This is a genomic window from Enorma burkinafasonensis, assembly GCF_902150035.1.
GTDB classification, from domain to species: domain Bacteria; phylum Actinomycetota; class Coriobacteriia; order Coriobacteriales; family Coriobacteriaceae; genus Enorma; species Enorma burkinafasonensis.
This window is the reverse complement of sequence record NZ_LR597501.1, coordinates 306,362-321,670: the sequence shown is the minus strand read 5'-3', so window position 1 is coordinate 321,670 and position 15,309 is coordinate 306,362. Positions and strand designations below refer to the sequence as shown.

The following is a 15,309-nucleotide window of genomic DNA, read 5'->3' as shown; positions in this document are numbered from 1 at the left end:
TCCGGACATGCCGTCCTCCGATCTCCCGGGGCCGGCCGATCCGGCCCTCAGGGTATCGGGTTCCCACATTCATCCGCACATGTGCGGATGAATGTGGGAGGTGTTCGGATAAAGTTGATAATCAAGGCGCGTCGCCCGCGCGCTTGCGATTTCCTTGTCTCGCGCCGCGGAGACCCTCGTTGTGCTACACTTCATGGGTGCCGACCGCATGTCGGTGCTTTCCGCAATCCCTTGTCATCAACAGAATCGCCTGCGCCCGGTCCCGGTATGTTCCGGCGCGGCCCTTGCGAAGAGGCGAAGAGGGATTCATGCCAGCAAGACCCTTTTGGAGTGTTCGGCCGCCTTGGGGCGCGCCGTCGTCATAGCCCAGACCCTACGAGAAAGTTGGATGGAAACCGTGGCTGAAGAAAACGTGAACGTCCCTGCCGAGCCCGCGGCCGCCGAGGCGGACGCGCCTCGCCCGCGCCGCCGCACCCGCGCCGCCAAGCCGGCGGGGGAGGAGGCCGCGCCCGCGGCCCAGGCCGAGCCCGCGGCCCAGGCCGAGCCCGCGGCCGCCGAGCGCCCCGCGCGCACCCGCCGCGCCGCGACGAGGAAGAAGGCCGATCCCGCACCCGCTCCCGAGGTGTCTGCCGAGGTGGCGCAGGCCCGCGCGCTCGCGCAGATCTCGCAGGCGTCGGTCGTGCGCAAGCAGCGCCGCGCCGCCGCCCGCGCGGAGCAGGCGCTGACCGCCCCGGCGCCCGCTCCTGACGCCCCGGCGCTGTCGGCCGATGCCGAGGCCGAGCGCCCGCGCCGCCGCGGCCGCAAGCCCAAGGCGGTCGTTGAGGCCGAACGCGCCGCCGAGCAGGCCGCCCCGGCTGCGCCCGAGGCTTCCCCCGAACCCGCTCTCGAGGCGCCCGCCTCCGCCGAGGCCGACGTGCGCCCCGGCCGCACCCGCCGCGCCGCCGAGGGCAAGACCCGCTCGCACTCCCGCAAGGCCGAAGACGCCGCATCCGCCCCGGCAGACGCCGCCGAGGCGCGTGCGGAAGATGCCAAGGCCACCGAACGGCCAGCGGACGCGAAGGGCAAGGGCGCGGACTCCCATGACGGGCAGGCGCCCGAGCAGGCCGCACCGCGCCGCCAGCACGGCCAGGCCCGCCGCGAGCATGTCGCGGGCAACCAGGACGGGCGCAACGGCGACCGCCGCAACAACCGCCAGAGCCGCAAGCAGCGCAACGGCCGCTACAACGCCCCGACCGAACCGAGCCTCACGCGCGAGGAGCTCGCGGGCATGAAGGTCGCCGAGCTGCGCGCCAAGGCGAAGGAGTTCGACCTCGACACGACCGGCAAGAAGAAGGCCGAGCTCGTGGAGGAGATCTACACCGCGGCCGCCCGCGCCGAGGGCTTCCGCGAGATCCGCGGCATCCTCGATATCTCGAACGAGGGCTTCGGCCATATCCGCGCGCACGGCTACATGCCCAGCCGCGAGGACGCCTTCGTCCCCGCGAACCTCATCCGCGCCGCCCGCCTGCGCCCCGGTGACCTCATCGAGGGCACGCTGCGCCCCGCGCGCCAGGGCGACAAGTTCCCCGGCCTCGCCAAGATCAAGACGGTCAACGGCCTCGACCCCGAGGCGATCCGCAACCGCCCCAAGTTCAGCGACCTCACGCCCATCTACCCCAACGAGCTCCTCAAGATGGAGCACGGCAAGGACTCCATCACCGGCCGCGCCATCGACATCGTGAGCCCGATCGGCAAGGGCCAGCGCGGCCTCATCGTCTCGCCGCCCAAGGCCGGCAAGACCACGATCCTGAAGAAGATCTGCCAGTCCATCGCCATCAACAACCCCGAGGTGCACCTCATCTGCCTGCTCGTGGACGAGCGCCCCGAGGAGGTCACGGACATGGAGCGCTCCATCAAGGGCGACGTGGTGGCCTCGACCTTCGATATGCCGGCCGACAACCACACGCGCGTCTCGGAGCTCGTCATCGAGCGCGCCAAGCGCATCGTGGAGCTCGGCGGCGACGTCGTGGTGGTGCTCGACTCCATCACGCGCCTCGCCCGAGCCTACAACCTCGCGGCGCCGGCGTCGGGCCGCATCCTCTCCGGCGGCGTCGACTCTGCGGCGCTCTACCCGCCCAAGCGCTTCCTGGGCGCGGCCCGCAACATCGAGAACGGCGGCTCGCTCACCATCCTCGCCTCCGCCCTCGTGGACACCGGCTCCAAGATGGACGAGGTCATCTTCGAGGAGTTCAAGGGCACCGGCAACATGGAGCTCAAGCTCGACCGCGAGCTCGCCGACCGCCGCATCTTCCCGGCGATCGACCCGGTCGCGTCCGGCACGCGCAACGAGGACCTGCTCATCCCCGAGCAGATGCGCCCCTTCGTGTGGGGCATCCGCCGCGTGCTGGCCAACATGTCCAACACCGAGCGCTGCGCCTCGGCCTTCATCAAGGGCCTCAAGGGGACGAACTCCAACGAGGAGTTCCTCATCCGCTCGGCGAAGCGCGCCCAGGGCGCCGGCGACATGCTCTAGGCCCCTTCATCGGGCGCGGCGGCCGGGCGAGCGGCCCGCGCCGCGTCCGGTGCGCGCCGCGATGTCAAGGCCGCATCAAGGTTATCCGGATTTCGCAAGGCGTTCGCGCGTGCAGGCGCGGGCGCCTTATCCATGGGGTATCATCCGCAGGACGCGCAATCGACGAAAGGGGTGTCAGATGATCGAGTTCCTCAAGTCCCAGACGGCGGGCCGCGTGGAGCATATCGAGGCTCCGGAGCCCGGATGCTGGGTGAACGCCGTGGCGCCCACGCCCGAGGAGCGCACGTGGCTCGAGCAGGAGCTGGGCGTGCTGCCCGAGTTCGTGAGCTCCGCCCTCGACGAGGAGGAGACGCCCCGTCTCGACTACGACGAGGACGCCAACCAGATCTTCGTGATCGTCGACTACCCCATCGCGCCGGGCGAGGGCGACATCCCCGCCGACGCGACCGCGCGCATGTACGACACCATGCCGCTCTCGATGGTCTTCATCCCCGCGAAGAGCCTGTTCGTGACCATCGGCCTCTACGACAACGCGCCCATCCGCGACATGGCGGCCGGGCGCGTGCGCGGGGTCGACACGCGCTTCCGCACGCGCTTCCTGCTGCAGCTTCTGCTGCGCATCAGCCAGCTCTACCTCGTGTACCTGCGCCGCATCGACCGCCTCTCGTCGGCCACCGAGGAGAAGCTGCACGCGTCGGTGCAGAACGAGGAGCTCATCCAGATGCTCAACCTCGAGAAGTCGCTCGTCTACTTCTCGACGTCGCTCAAATCCGACGAGGTGACGCTCAACAAGATCATGCAGGGCCGCATCATCCCGCTCTACGAGGATGACCAGGACCTGCTCGAGGACGTGCTCGTCGAGATTCACCAGGCCATCGAGATGGCGAACATCTACTCCAACACGCTCTCCGGCACGATGGACGCCTTCGCGAGCATCATCTCGAACAACCTGAACATCGTCATGAAGGTGCTGTCGGTCATCACCATCGTCATGGCGATCCCCAACATCGTCTTCGGGTTCTACGGCATGAACGTGGGCCTGCCCTTCGAGGGCGTGGCACTCATCGACAACTGGGCCTTCCCGCTCCTGCTCGCGGTCGGGTGCTGCCTTGTCGCCGCGTGGATCTTCAAGCGCAAGGGGATGTGGCACTAGCCCCCGCGCCCAGGTGCCTCCGCCGCTAGATCGCGCCGATCAGGCGCTCGACGGCGAGCGCGACGCGGTAGGGGGCGAGCTTCGCGACGGCGTAGAGCGCCTTCATGTCGAGCGAGGGGATGCACAGGCTCTTGCCGGCGCGCGCGTCCTTGAGCGCCGCGGCCGCAACGTCGGTCACGTTCTCGAAGCCGATCACCGTCATGCGCTGGGCCGCCAGCGCGTCGCCCGGCTTGTCGAGGAACTCGGTTCGCATGAACTTGGGGCACAGCGCCATCACGTGGATGCCCACCTCGCCGAGCTCGGCGTCGAGCGAGCGCGAGAGGTCGAGGATGAAGCGCTTGGCCGCGGAGTACAGCGCGAGCTTGGGCTGCGGGATGAAGGCCGCGACGCTCGCGACGTTGATGATGCGCGAGCCCGCGCGCATGTAGGAGAGCGTGCGGTAGATGAGCTCGACCGGCGCGCGCATGAGCAGGTTCGCCATCTCGGAGGCCCTGCCCTCGCGCATGAGCGCGAACGAGCCGAACGTGCCGGCCCCGGCGTTGTTGATGAGCAGGCGCACGGTGACGTCCACCTCCTCGGCGAGGGCGGCGTCGATGATGTCGAAGGACATGGGGTCGGTGAGGTCGAGGCAGAACGGGCGTACCGCCGTCTTGCAGGTGCGCACGAGGGCGTCGAGCTGCTCCGCCCTGCGGGCGATGACCCAGATCTCGTCCACCTGGCCGGCGGCGCCGCCGTCGATGAGGCGGACGAACTCGCGGCCGAGACCCGATGATGCACCGGTGACGATGGCGATGGTGGACATGGAAGGCTCCAATCGACGGTGGACGGGCGGGCGCGAGGGTGCTCGGGCGCATGCCGGCACTTTCCATGCTTGTTCCCCAAAGCCATGCGCGTCAAGCACGCGGCGGGCAAACGGTCGCATATGGTCACGAGCGGGTTGAGACCTTGCAATATGCCGTTCCATCTCGCATAATACGGGATAACGTACGCGACGGAAAATGCAGATGAAACGAACCACATCCGTTGCAGGTGAGCTTGGGCTCGGCAACCGCATTCATCGTGTTCCCGTGCGCGTCGCTTTCGGCGGCGGTTCCCACCGGCCTGACCGGTAGGGGAGACGGAGGTTGGCCATGGCGGCTTCACATTCGAATACACGTGCGGTGCACGCGGGTCTGTCGTGCGGCATCCTGTTCGCCGTGCCCGTTGCGGCCTATGCGGTGACGCTGCCCTTCGAGGGGGCGAACGCGGTGGTGAGCACCTGCGCGCTGCCGTTCGCCGTGGGCGCGCTCGCGGGCGTGGGCATCTACACCGCCGTGGGCGCCATCTCCGCGCGCATGGACGAGCCCGAGGCCGACGGGGATGGCTCCGCCTCGCCGCGCACGCACACCCGGGTCGCGGAGGCAGCTCGCGCGGAGGCGAGCCGCTTCTTCGCCTCGCGCCGCGTCCCCAAGGACGTGCCGGTGATCGCGCGCGCCCAGGGCGCCCTCTCCGAGCAGGACGCCTGGGCCGATATCGACTCCATGCTCACCGATGACTCGCCGATCAGCTGCGATGCCGCGCACTCCAAGGACATCTACGAGATAGCCCTCGAGGAGCTGCGCCGCGAGACCGCCGCGTCCACGCACGCCGGCCACACGAGCGTGTGGATGGCTGCCGCCGCATCCGCGGGCCACGCAGCCGCCCAGCCGGCCCCCGCGGCGGCGACGGGGCAGCTGCGCTCCCAGGCTCCTGCGCCCGTCAAGGCTTCCGAGCGCGTCGCAGCCCCCGATGCCGACACGACGGCGACCTACCTCTCGCTCGCCAGCGAGGCAGCCTCCACGGCGCGCGCGTCCGCCCTCGACGACCTCGATACCCAGGCCGCGCGCAACGCGGCGCTCGCGTCGCTCGACCGCATGGACGACACCTCGTTCGACCAGATCTCGGTTCCCGCCGTGGAGCCGGCGCCCGCGAGCCGCGCCGCCGCTCCGATGCCGGTCGCCGCGGACGGCGAGCCGCTCGTTCCCATGGCCGACTACTCCGGCCACGAGGACATGTGGGCCGCCGCCCTCGCGGCGCTCGAGGAGGATGCGCCCGCGCGCGTCCTGGCGCCGTCTGCGGGGTACATCGGCAAGCACGCCGCCGGCCGCACCGCTGCCGAGACCATGCCGAGCGTTATCCCGCCGAGCGCCGAGCGCGCCCGCGCCGTCGCCGAGGGCGCCCGTGTCACGCAGCGCCACCAGCACGTGAACGAGCTCATCGAGGAGGAGCTCGGCCAGGCCCCGCAGCAGAGCGTCCGCCGCTCGAGCCACGAGTACCTGCGCGTGATCCAGGGCGGCACAGCCTCGTTCCCGCGCATCCGCGCCGAGGCGTAGCGCGCCCGTGCCGCGCGGCCTTCGCATATCGATTCCCTGGCTGGCGGCGACCGGTGCGGTCGCCGTCGCCATCTGGGCCAACTCGCTCGTGCCGGGCGCAGGCAGCGACGCCGCGAGCCGCCAGGTCGCCACCTCGCTCCAGGACATGCTCGCGGCGCTGGGTGCGGGAGGGGCGTGGGTGTCGAACCTTCTGGTCCGCAAGACGGGGCACCTGCTCGAGTACACGCTGCTCGGCGCCGTGACGGCGCGCGCGTGCTCGCCGGACGGCCGTGCGGGGAGGCGGGAGCTCGTCTTGCTCGTCGCCCTCCTGGCGCTCGTCCCGGCCATCGACGAGACGATCCAGCTCTTCGTGCCGGGGAGGTCCGGCGCAATCGCGGACGTCCTTCTGGACTGGTGCGGCTGCACCTTGGGCGCCGCGATCTCGCTCGCGCTCGTCCGCAGGTATCGCCGCCGTCGGGCCCGATGATCGCGCGTTCTGCATCGGCTCGCCACATTTTTTGAAAAAGACCCTTGCATAGAAGCCGTGGTGCTGTAATAATAGTCAAGCGCTTTGGCGCAGGGGAAACACGGTGGGTGTAGCTCAGTTGGCTAGAGCGCCGGGTTGTGGTCCCGGAGGTCCAGGGTTCGAGTCCCTGTACCCACCCCACATGTTTCTTGACATACGGACCGGTAGCTCAGCTGGTAGAGCAGGGGACTCTTAATCCCAAGGTCCAGGGTTCGAACCCCTGCCGGTCCACCACTTGCACTTCGAGGTCAGATCAGCATCTGGCCTTTTTTCATACCGCTCGCCGCATCGCTCCGTTGCGATTTCGCGACGACGGGCGGCAAGCCCGGCGGCCCGCCGCCGGTGAGGTACCATGGATTCGCCACACGAGCGCATCCGCAGGCGGCGCGCCGCCACGATATCCGGGAGATGGATCATGGAAGAGATGCACGACGATATCCCTAACACGACCGACAACCTGGTCGTCAACCCCGATAAGGACGAGGTCCGCACTGTCGACGGCGTCGCCTACAGCCGCTTCGGCGTCCGCACACACGTGCTCGACATCGAAGATGACATCTGCGAGGTCGCGAAGCACTATGTCGGTCCGCACATCCAGCCCGGCGACACGGTGTTCCTGTCCGAGAAGGCGCTCGGCTGCACCCAGGGCCGCGCCGTCAAGCTCACCGACATCCACCCGCGCCCGCTCGCGCGCCTGCTCAGCAGGTTCGTCACCAAGACGCCCGCCGGCATCGGGCTCGGTATGCCCGAGACCATGGAGATGGCGTTCCAAGAGGTCGGCACCCCGCGCATCCTGTTCGCGACGGTCGCCTCCGCGGTGGGCAAGCTCTTCGGCCGCCGCGGCTGGTTCTACCTCGTCGCGGGCCGCAAGGCTGCCTCCATCGACGGCCCATGCTCGTACACGCTCCCGCCGTACAACCAGTACGTATCGCTCTCTCCCGCGGAGCCCTCGAAGGCCTGCGAGGACATCGCCCGCGCCCTCGGCGGCGAGGTCTCGGTCGCGGTCATCGACCTGAACGACCTGGGTGGCGAGGTGCTCGGTTCCTATGGGCTGCCGTTTTCGCCCGAGACCCTCATCGAGATCCTGCGCGACAACCCGCTCGGCCAGGAGTCGCAGTGCACGCCCTTCGGCATCGTTAGGGCGCATAAGGGGTAGGCTCCTGCCGCGGCTCGACGGGGCCCGAGGGGGCCGTTTCATCTTCGCGGCCGCTTGTTGCGCCCACCGCTCCCGTTTCGGGTTAAAATGGTCATGCATGTCGGCTTCGGCTGGCCGTTTCGTCACGGCTCGCCGGATTCAAGCACAACAGAGAGGAGAGGCATGCAGTACTCAGCAGAAGTGGAGAGCATGTGCCCCGTCGCCAAGGGCGCATACCACGGCCCTGCGCCCATTCCGGAGGAGGGCCAGTGGATCCAGGCCAAGGAGATCAAGGACATCTCCGGCCTCACGCATGGTGTGGGTTGGTGCGCTCCCCAGCAGGGCGCGTGCAAGCTCACCCTTAACGTCAAGGAGGGCGTCATCGAGGAGTGCCTCGTCGAGACCCTCGGCTGCTCGGGCATGACCCACTCCGCGGCCATGGCCTCCGAGATCCTCCCCGGCAAGACCATCCTCGAGGCGCTCAACACCGACCTCGTGTGCGACGCCATCAACGTGGCCATGCGCGAGCTGTTCCTGCAGATCGTCTACGGCCGCAGCCAGACCGCGTTCTCCGAGGGCGGCCTGCCCGTGGGCGCCTCCCTCGACGACCTCGGCAAGGGCCTGCGCTCGCAGATCGGCACCATGTTCGGCACCAAGGCCAAGGGCGCTCGCTACCTCGAGCTCTCCCAGGGCTACGTCACCCGCATGGCGCTCAACGACAAGAACGAGATCATCGCGTTCGAGTTCCTGAACCTCGGCAAGTTCACCGATGCCCTCAAGAAGGGCGTCTCGCCTGAGGATGCCATCAAGGGCGCCATGGGCCACTACGGCCAGTGGGACGCCGCCGCCAAGTACATCGACCCGCGCACGGACGAGGAGACGCACACCGTCGAGTCCGTGTTCCCGGTTCACGAGTAGAAAGGGAGGGAAGAAACCATGGCTATCAGCTTCGAAGGTTACGAGCGCCGCATCGACAAGATCAACGCGTGCCTCGCCGAGAACGGCATCTCCTCCCTCGAGGAGGCTCTCCAGATCTGCCAGGACAAGGGCATCGACCCGCGTGAGATCGTCGCCGACGTCCAGTCCATCGCGTTCGAGAACGCCAAGTGGGCCTACACCCTCGGCTGCGCGCTGGCCATCAAGAAGGGCGTCGCGAGCGCTTCCGAGGCCGCCGCGATCATCGGCGAGGGCCTGCAGGCTTTCTGCGTGCCCGGCTCCGTCGCCGAGGACCGCAAGGTCGGTCTCGGCCACGGCAACCTGGGCGCTATGCTCCTCGGTGACGACACCGAGTGCTTCGCGTTCCTCGCCGGCCACGAGTCCTTCGCCGCCGCGGAGGGCGCCATCGGCATCGCGATGAACGCCAACAAGGCCCGCAAGAAGCCGCTGCGCGTCATCCTGAACGGCCTCGGCAAGGACGCCGCCCAGATCATCGCCCGCATCAACGGCTTCACCTACGTGAAGACCCAGTTCGACTACTTCACGAGCGAGCTCAAGATCGTCGAGAAGATCCCGTACTCCGACGGCCCGCGCGCCGAGGTCAACTGCTACGGCGCCGATGACGTCCGCGAGGGCGTCGCCATCATGTGGCACGAGAACGTCGACATCTCGATCACCGGCAACTCCACCAACCCCACGCGCTTCCAGCACCCGGTCGCAGGCACCTACTTCAAGGAGCGCGTGCTCGCCGGCAAGAAGTACTTCTCCGTGGCCTCCGGTGGCGGTACCGGCCGTACCCTGCACCCGGACAACATGGCTGCCGGCCCCGCCTCCTACGGCATGACCGACACCATGGGCCGCATGCACTCGAGCGCCCAGTTCGCCGGCTCCTCCTCGGTGCCCGCGCACGTCGACATGATGGGCCTCATCGGCATGGGCAACAACCCCATGGTCGGCTGCACCGTCGCGTGCGCCGTCGCCGTGAACGCCGCCCTGAACGGCTAGGCTTCACAGTCCATCGCCCGGCGCGCCGCACGTGGCGCGCCGGGTTCCGCGCAAGCGGTTCAGCCGCCGTCCGACCCTCGGGCCGGGCGGCGGTTTTTTGCTATTTGCGGATGCGGGTGGGATATGGACGGATTGGAGTGGGGAGGCGGCGCGAGCCGCTAGCCGCCGAGAAGGCGGGCACACCGGACGCGAGCGGCCGGCCAAGGCGGGTGCGTGCCTAGGCGAGCATGCCGTCGAGGGTGCGCCAGGCGAGCTCGGCGCACTTCACGCGGGCGGGCATGTGCGAGATGTCCTTGAGCTGGGCTGCCTCGTCGAGGTCCTCCATATCGTCCTCGGAGAGCTCCTCGCCGCGGACCATCGCGAGGAAGAGCCCGGCGAGCCGGCGCGCCTCGTCGACCGTCTCGCCGGTGATGAGGTCGGCCATGATGTCGGCCGATGCCTGGCTGATCGCGCAGCCGTGCCCGGTGAAGCTCGCCTCCTCGATCACGCCGTCCTCGACGCGGAGCTGCAGCGTGAGCTCGTCGCCGCAGCTGGGGTTGATGCCCTCGTGGCTATGGGTGGGGGAGTCCATCTCGTACTTGTAGTCGGGGTGCGAGTTGTGCTCCATGAAGGTGGTCGAGGTGTAGAGGTTACCCATTGAACGTCCTCCAGACCGTCTCGAGGCCGTCGACGAAGGCGTCGATGTCGTGCTTGTCGTTGTAGAACGCCACGCTCGCGCGGCAGCAGGCGAGGTTCTCGACGCCGAGCCAGGTGAGCAGCGGCTGCGCGCAGTGGTGGCCGGCGCGGATGCAGACGCCCTGCATGTCGAGGATGCTCGCGACGTCGTGCGGGTGGATGCCGTCGACGTTGAAGCTGATGACGCCGTGATGGCGGTCCCAGTAGATGGAGCCGATGACCTTCACGTAGGGGAGCTCGACGAGCCGGCCCATCGTGTAGTGGACGAGCGCCGCCTCGCGCGCCTGTACCGTCTCGTAGCCCACCTGGTTCACCAGGTAGTCGAGGGCCGCGCCCGTAGCGTAGATGCCGGCGGCGTCCTGCGTTCCGGCCTCGAACTTCTCGGGCACCGGCGCCCAGACGGCGCCCTGCTCGGTCACGGAGTCGATCATCTCGCCGCCGGTGAGGAAGGGCTCCATCGCGTCGAGCAGCTCATAGCGCCCCCAGAGCACGCCCACGCCCATGGGGCCGAGCGCCTTGTGCACCGAGAAGGCGAGGAAGTCGGCGCCAAGCGCGCGGACGTCGACCGGCAGGTGCGGCACGGACTGCGCGGCGTCGACCACGAGGTAGCCGCCCTGCGCGTGTACCGCGCGGCCGAGCTTCTCGATGGGGTTCTCGACGCCGAGCACGTTCGAGACGTGCGCGGCGGCGACGATCTTGGTGCGGGGGCCCACCTTAGCGGCGATCTCGGCGTCGGTGAGCTCGCCGGTCTTGGTGGGGTAGAGGTAGACGAGCCTCGCGCCCGCGGCGGCGCAGACCTGCTGCCAGGGGATGAGGTTGGAGTGGTGCTCCATGATGGTGATGGCCACCTCGTCGCCGGGCCCGAGCACGCTGGGCGCGAAGGAGCGGGCCACGATGTTCAGCGACTCGCTCGTGTTGCGCGTGAAGACCACCTCGCGCGCCCGCGGGGTCCCGGCGTCGTCGATGGCGCCGATGAGGCCGGCGATCTGGGCGCGGACGCCCGCGATGGCCTCGGTCGCCTCGACCGAGAGGCTGTACAGGCCGCGGAGCGGGTTGGCGTTCATGGTCTCGTAGAAGCGCCGCTGGGCCTCGAGCACACACGCGGGGCGCTGCGCGGTGGCGGCGCTGTCCAAAAAGGCGATGTCGGGATGCTCGGTGAACAGCGGGAACGCCGACTTGAACGGGTTGGTCTCGATGTCCACGCGCGGCCAGGCGCGGGACGCCGCGTCGCTCGCGTCGACCATGCCCGGTGCGGGCGCGGTGCAGCTCTCGCAGGCTACGGAATCGGTATCGATCATGCGGCATCTCCTTCGAGTTCCTCGGCGAAGCCGTCGATGAGCCGGTCGCCCAGGCGCACGACGGCCGCGCGGATGCGCCCGTCGGGTGCACAGAGCGCGGCGTCCTCGAGCTTCGCGCGGATGAAGAGGGCCTCGGCGGCCTCGGGGGAGACGCCGCGGCTCTCGAGGTAGAACAGCTGCTCGGGGCGCACGTGCCCGATGGTGGCGCCGTGGTTGCCCGCGACGTCGTCCTCGTCGCAGAGGATGGTGGGGACGGTCTTGTTCTCGACGCCCTCGTCGGCGATCAGCACGGTCTCGCGCTCGGTGCCCTCGCTGCCCTTGCAGCCGTGGACGAGGTCGATCGTGCCGCGGAGGCACTTCTTGCTCGTGCCGGCGAGCACGCCGTTGGCGATGATGTTCGAAACGGTCCTTCTGCCGCGGTGGCGCACGACGTAGTTGAAGTCGCGCACCTCCGATCCGGCGGCGAGGTAGCGGGTGTCGATGTCGAGGCGCGCGGTATCCGAGCGCAGGTCGGCGGCCATGCCGGTGGCGGTGGTGCCGCCGCCGAGCACGATGTGGCGCACGGTTACGCGGGCGCCCTCGTCGAGCACGTAGCCCGAGTCGTCGAGCGCGGTGAAGCCGGAATCGGCCGTGACGAAGACGGTGACGTCCACGCGCGAGCGGGCGCCGGCGAACACGCGGAGCTCGGAGCCCACGACGCCGGATGCGCCCTGCGGCTCGCCGCTCCCGCCGTCGCCTGCCGCGTCGAGCGCGATCGTGAGCGAGAGGGTCGAGTCGGGCGCCGCGACGGCGTCGATGCTCGAGGCGACCGTCGCCCCCGCCTCGCCGTTCACGCGCACGCAGGCGCGTCCCTCGGCCCCCGTCCCGGTCGCGATGGTCACGGTCTCGCCGGCGGCGAAGTTGAGGTACGAGCGGGCGTCCGTGCCGATGCCCGTCTCGAAGGCGCGGGCGACGTCGCCTGCCACCTCCTCGCGCGCGGTGCGCTCCTGATAGGTGGAGAGGGCGGGCACGTCGAGGTCGCCGAGCGCGCCGCAATCGGCCTTCGCGCGGTCCGCTCCCAGCGCGGCACGCAGGCATGCACGGGTGTCGGGGGCGCCTGCGCGCGCGGCGTCCACGCGCTCCTGCAGCCCCGCCACGGCGCCCTCGAACGTCACCGCGGTGTTCAGCAGCTCGTCGGCCGCCTCGATTTCGACGTCCCCCGTGCGCACGAGCTCCGCGGGCAGGCGGATCTCGGTATCGTTCATGTGCAGCCAGCGCCACGTGGGGGCGGGCATGGCGCTCGCGTGCCTGATCTTCAGCTGCTCCATCAGCCGATCGCCCCTTCCATCTCGAGCTTGATGAGGTTGTTCATCTCGACGGCGTACTCGAGCGGCAGCTCCTTGGCCACCGGGTTCGCGAAGCCGTTCACGATCATCGCGCGCGCCTCCTCCTCGGGGATGCCGCGGCTCATGAGGTAGAACACCTTGTCGTCGCCGATGCGGCCGATGGTGGCCTCGTGCCCGATGTCGACGTTCTTCGCGCGCACGTCCATCGCGGGGATGGTGTCGGAGCGGGACTCGTCGTCGAGCATGAGCGAGGCGCAGCTCACGCTCACGCGCGCGCCCTCGGCCTTGGGCGTCACTACCACGGAGCTGCGGAAGGTCTGGATGCCGCCGCCCTTGGAGATGCCCTTCGTCTCGACGGTCGCGCTCGTGTCGGGGGCGTTGAGCACCACCTTGCAGCCGGTATCGAGGTTCTGCCCCGCGCCGGCGAACGTGATGCCCGTGAAGCTCGAGCGGCTCTTGCGGCCGTTGAGCACGCTCATGGGGTAGAGGTAGCCCACGTGGCTGCCGAACGAGCCGGAAATCCACTCGATCTCGCCCTCGTCGTCCACGCGGGCGCGCTTGGTGTTCAGGTTGTACATGTTCTTCGACCAGTTCTCGATGGTCGAGTAGCGCAGGTGCGCCCGCTTGCCCACGAAGAGCTCGACGGCGCCGGCGTGCAAGTTCGCCACGTTGTACTTGGGTGCCGAGCAGCCCTCGATGAAGTGGAGGTCCGCGTCGTCCTCCACGATGATGAGCGTGTGCTCGAACTGGCCGGCGCCCTTGGCGTTCAGGCGGAAGTAGCTCTGGAGCGGGAAGTCGAGCTTCACGCCGGCGGGCACGTAGACGAACGAGCCGCCCGACCACACTGCGCCGTGGAGCGCGGAGAACTTGTGGTCCGTGGGCGGGATGAGCGTCATGAACTTCTCCCGGATGAGCGCCTCCCACTCGGGGACGTGCAGCGCCTCCTCGATGCCTGAGTAGACGATGCCCATCTTCGAGGCCGTATCCTGCATGTTGTGGTACACGAGCTCGGAGTCGTACTGGGCGCCCACGCCGGCGAGGTAGCTGCGCTCGGCCTCGGGGATGCCTAAGCGCTCGAAGGTGTTCTTGATGTCCTCGGGCACCTCGTCCCACGTGGCGCTCTGGTCGGTGTTGGGCCGCACGTAGGTGACGATGTGGTCCATATCGAGGCCCGCGATGGAGGGGCCCCAGGTGGGGTTCGGCATGCGGAGGTAGGTCTCGAGCGACTTCAGGCGGAAGTCGAGCATCCACTCCGGCTCGTCCTTGCGCTCGGAGATCTCACGCACGATATCGGGCGTGAGGCCGGCGTCGAGGCGGTCGAAGCCCTCCTCGCTGTCGGTTATGTCGTAGAGGGTGCGGTCGATGTCCGCGACCTCGGTGCGTTGCTTGGCCACGGCAGCCTCCTACTGGGTGCGGGCGCCGTCGGCGCCGGCCGCGCGCTCGAAGCTCTCGAAGCCGTTCTCGTCGATCCAGTCGATGAGCGAGGCGTCGTCCTCGCGCACGACGCGGCCGTCCACCATCACGTGGACGCGGTCGACCTCAAGGTGCTCCAGGATGCGCGTGTTGTGGGTGATGATGAGCAGCGTCCCGTCGCAGGTCTTGCGGTAGAGGTCCATGCCGCGCGAGACCACGCCGAGCGCGTCGACGTCGAGGCCCGAGTCGGTCTCGTCGAGGATCGCGAGCTTGGGCTTGAGCAGGAGCAGCTGCAGCATCTCGACCTTCTTCTTCTCACCGCCCGAGAAGCCCACGCCGAGCTCGCGGTTGAGGTAGGCGGGGTCCATGTCGAGCGCCGCGCAGAGCTCCTTCATGCGGCGGCGGAACTCCTTGCCCTTCATCTCGAGGCCGGGACGGCCGGCGTTGGTGGCGCGCAGAAAGCTCGACAGCGGCACGCCGGGGATCTCGACCGGCGCCTGGAAGGAGAGGAAGATGCCGGCGCGCGAGCGCTTGTCGGGCGAGAGGTCGGTCATGTCCTGCCCGTCGAAGGTGATGGTTCCGGCGTCTTGCGTGTAGGCCGGGTCGCCCATGATGAGGTGGCCGAGCGTCGACTTGCCGGCGCCGTTGGGCCCCATGAGGACATGGGTCTCGCCGGCGGGGATGTCGAGGTGGATATCATGGAGGATGGACTTCTCGTCGACCGAGGCGGTGAGGCCGTCGATGGCGAGCAGCGGAGTGATGGGCATGATGTGCTCCTTGCGGTACGCTCGGACGTTAATCCTAGGAATTATCTCGGATTAAAGATAAGATGAAAACCCGTGAAGTCAAGGTTAATTCCGACTATTTCACTAGGAATTCAGCCCGGACCTCCAAACGGTAGTGTCTACCTGCGAAGATCTAGGCTGTTCGGGCCATCCGGGCGCAGCTGCGCACCGCGGTGGCCGGAGAGGGCGCGCATGCGGAGCGCATCGCCACAAGGT

Annotated in this window: 13 protein-coding genes and 2 tRNA genes; 9 read left to right on the top strand and 6 right to left on the bottom strand. The window is 68.7% G+C overall.

From position 1 onward, the window contains the following. Positions 1-388: 388 nt before the first annotated feature. Positions 389-2,512, top strand: coding sequence for a transcription termination factor Rho (gene rho, locus FS885_RS01405; RefSeq protein WP_144743205.1), 2,124 nt, complete (start codon positions 389-391; stop codon positions 2,510-2,512). Between the two features lie 178 nt (positions 2,513-2,690). Next, positions 2,691-3,665, top strand: coding sequence for a magnesium transporter CorA family protein (locus tag FS885_RS01400; RefSeq protein WP_144743204.1), 975 nt, complete (start codon positions 2,691-2,693; stop codon positions 3,663-3,665). Between the two features lie 25 nt (positions 3,666-3,690). Here FS885_RS01400 and FS885_RS01395 read toward each other — a convergent pair whose 3' ends face one another. After that, positions 3,691-4,467: an SDR family NAD(P)-dependent oxidoreductase gene (locus FS885_RS01395; protein WP_144743203.1), complete on the bottom strand. Its 777-nt coding sequence runs from the start codon at positions 4,465-4,467 to the stop codon at positions 3,691-3,693. Positions 4,468-4,795: 328 nt separating this feature from the next. Here FS885_RS01395 and FS885_RS09865 point away from each other — a divergent pair, with 328 nt between their 5' ends. The 7 genes from FS885_RS09865 (at position 4,796) to FS885_RS01360 (ending at position 9,597) form a co-directional block, all read left to right on the top strand. After that, positions 4,796-6,016, top strand: a complete 1,221-nt coding sequence (locus FS885_RS09865) for a hypothetical protein (RefSeq protein ID WP_186365723.1) — start codon at positions 4,796-4,798, stop codon at positions 6,014-6,016. 7 nt (positions 6,017-6,023) lie between these two features. Then, positions 6,024-6,482, top strand: coding sequence for a VanZ family protein (locus tag FS885_RS01385; RefSeq protein ID WP_144743202.1), 459 nt, complete (start codon positions 6,024-6,026; stop codon positions 6,480-6,482). 103 nt (positions 6,483-6,585) lie between these two features. After that, a tRNA-His gene (locus tag FS885_RS01380) sits at positions 6,586-6,662 on the top strand. 17 nt (positions 6,663-6,679) lie between these two features. After that, positions 6,680-6,755: transfer RNA gene (locus FS885_RS01375), tRNA-Lys, on the top strand. A 181-nt stretch (positions 6,756-6,936) separates the two neighbouring features. Continuing rightward, positions 6,937-7,677, top strand: coding sequence for a coenzyme F420-0:L-glutamate ligase (locus FS885_RS01370; protein WP_222419856.1), 741 nt, complete (start codon positions 6,937-6,939; stop codon positions 7,675-7,677). A gap of 162 nt (positions 7,678-7,839) precedes the next feature. Beyond that, positions 7,840-8,574 (top strand): iron-sulfur cluster assembly scaffold protein, encoded by a 735-nt coding sequence (locus tag FS885_RS01365; protein WP_144743201.1) that lies wholly within the window; start codon positions 7,840-7,842, stop codon positions 8,572-8,574. A gap of 18 nt (positions 8,575-8,592) precedes the next feature. Next, positions 8,593-9,597, top strand: a complete 1,005-nt coding sequence (locus tag FS885_RS01360; protein ID WP_144743200.1) for a GGGtGRT protein — start codon at positions 8,593-8,595, stop codon at positions 9,595-9,597. 217 nt (positions 9,598-9,814) lie between these two features. Here FS885_RS01360 and sufU read toward each other — a convergent pair whose 3' ends face one another. From sufU to sufC, 5 genes are read right to left on the bottom strand one after another with little or no spacing between them, the layout of a single operon-like run. Further along, positions 9,815-10,234: a Fe-S cluster assembly sulfur transfer protein SufU gene (sufU, locus tag FS885_RS01355; protein WP_144743199.1), complete on the bottom strand. Its 420-nt coding sequence runs from the start codon at positions 10,232-10,234 to the stop codon at positions 9,815-9,817. Beyond that, complete coding sequence (locus FS885_RS01350; RefSeq protein WP_186365722.1) at positions 10,227-11,570, bottom strand: aminotransferase class V-fold PLP-dependent enzyme; 1,344 nt, start codon at positions 11,568-11,570, stop codon at positions 10,227-10,229. The genes sufU and FS885_RS01350 overlap by 8 nt, the downstream gene beginning before the upstream one ends. Next, entirely contained in the window at positions 11,567-12,877 is a 1,311-nt protein-coding gene (locus tag FS885_RS01345) for a SufB/SufD family protein (protein ID WP_144743198.1), read from the bottom strand. Before FS885_RS01345 ends, FS885_RS01350 begins: the two co-directional genes overlap by 4 nt. Then, positions 12,877-14,289: a Fe-S cluster assembly protein SufB gene (gene sufB / locus FS885_RS01340; RefSeq protein WP_144743197.1), complete on the bottom strand. Its 1,413-nt coding sequence runs from the start codon at positions 14,287-14,289 to the stop codon at positions 12,877-12,879. Before sufB ends, FS885_RS01345 begins: the two co-directional genes overlap by 1 nt. Positions 14,290-14,298: 9 nt before the next feature. Beyond that, positions 14,299-15,075 (bottom strand): Fe-S cluster assembly ATPase SufC, encoded by a 777-nt coding sequence (sufC, locus tag FS885_RS01335; RefSeq protein WP_144743196.1) that lies wholly within the window; start codon positions 15,073-15,075, stop codon positions 14,299-14,301. Between the last annotated feature and the right edge of the window lie 234 nt (positions 15,076-15,309).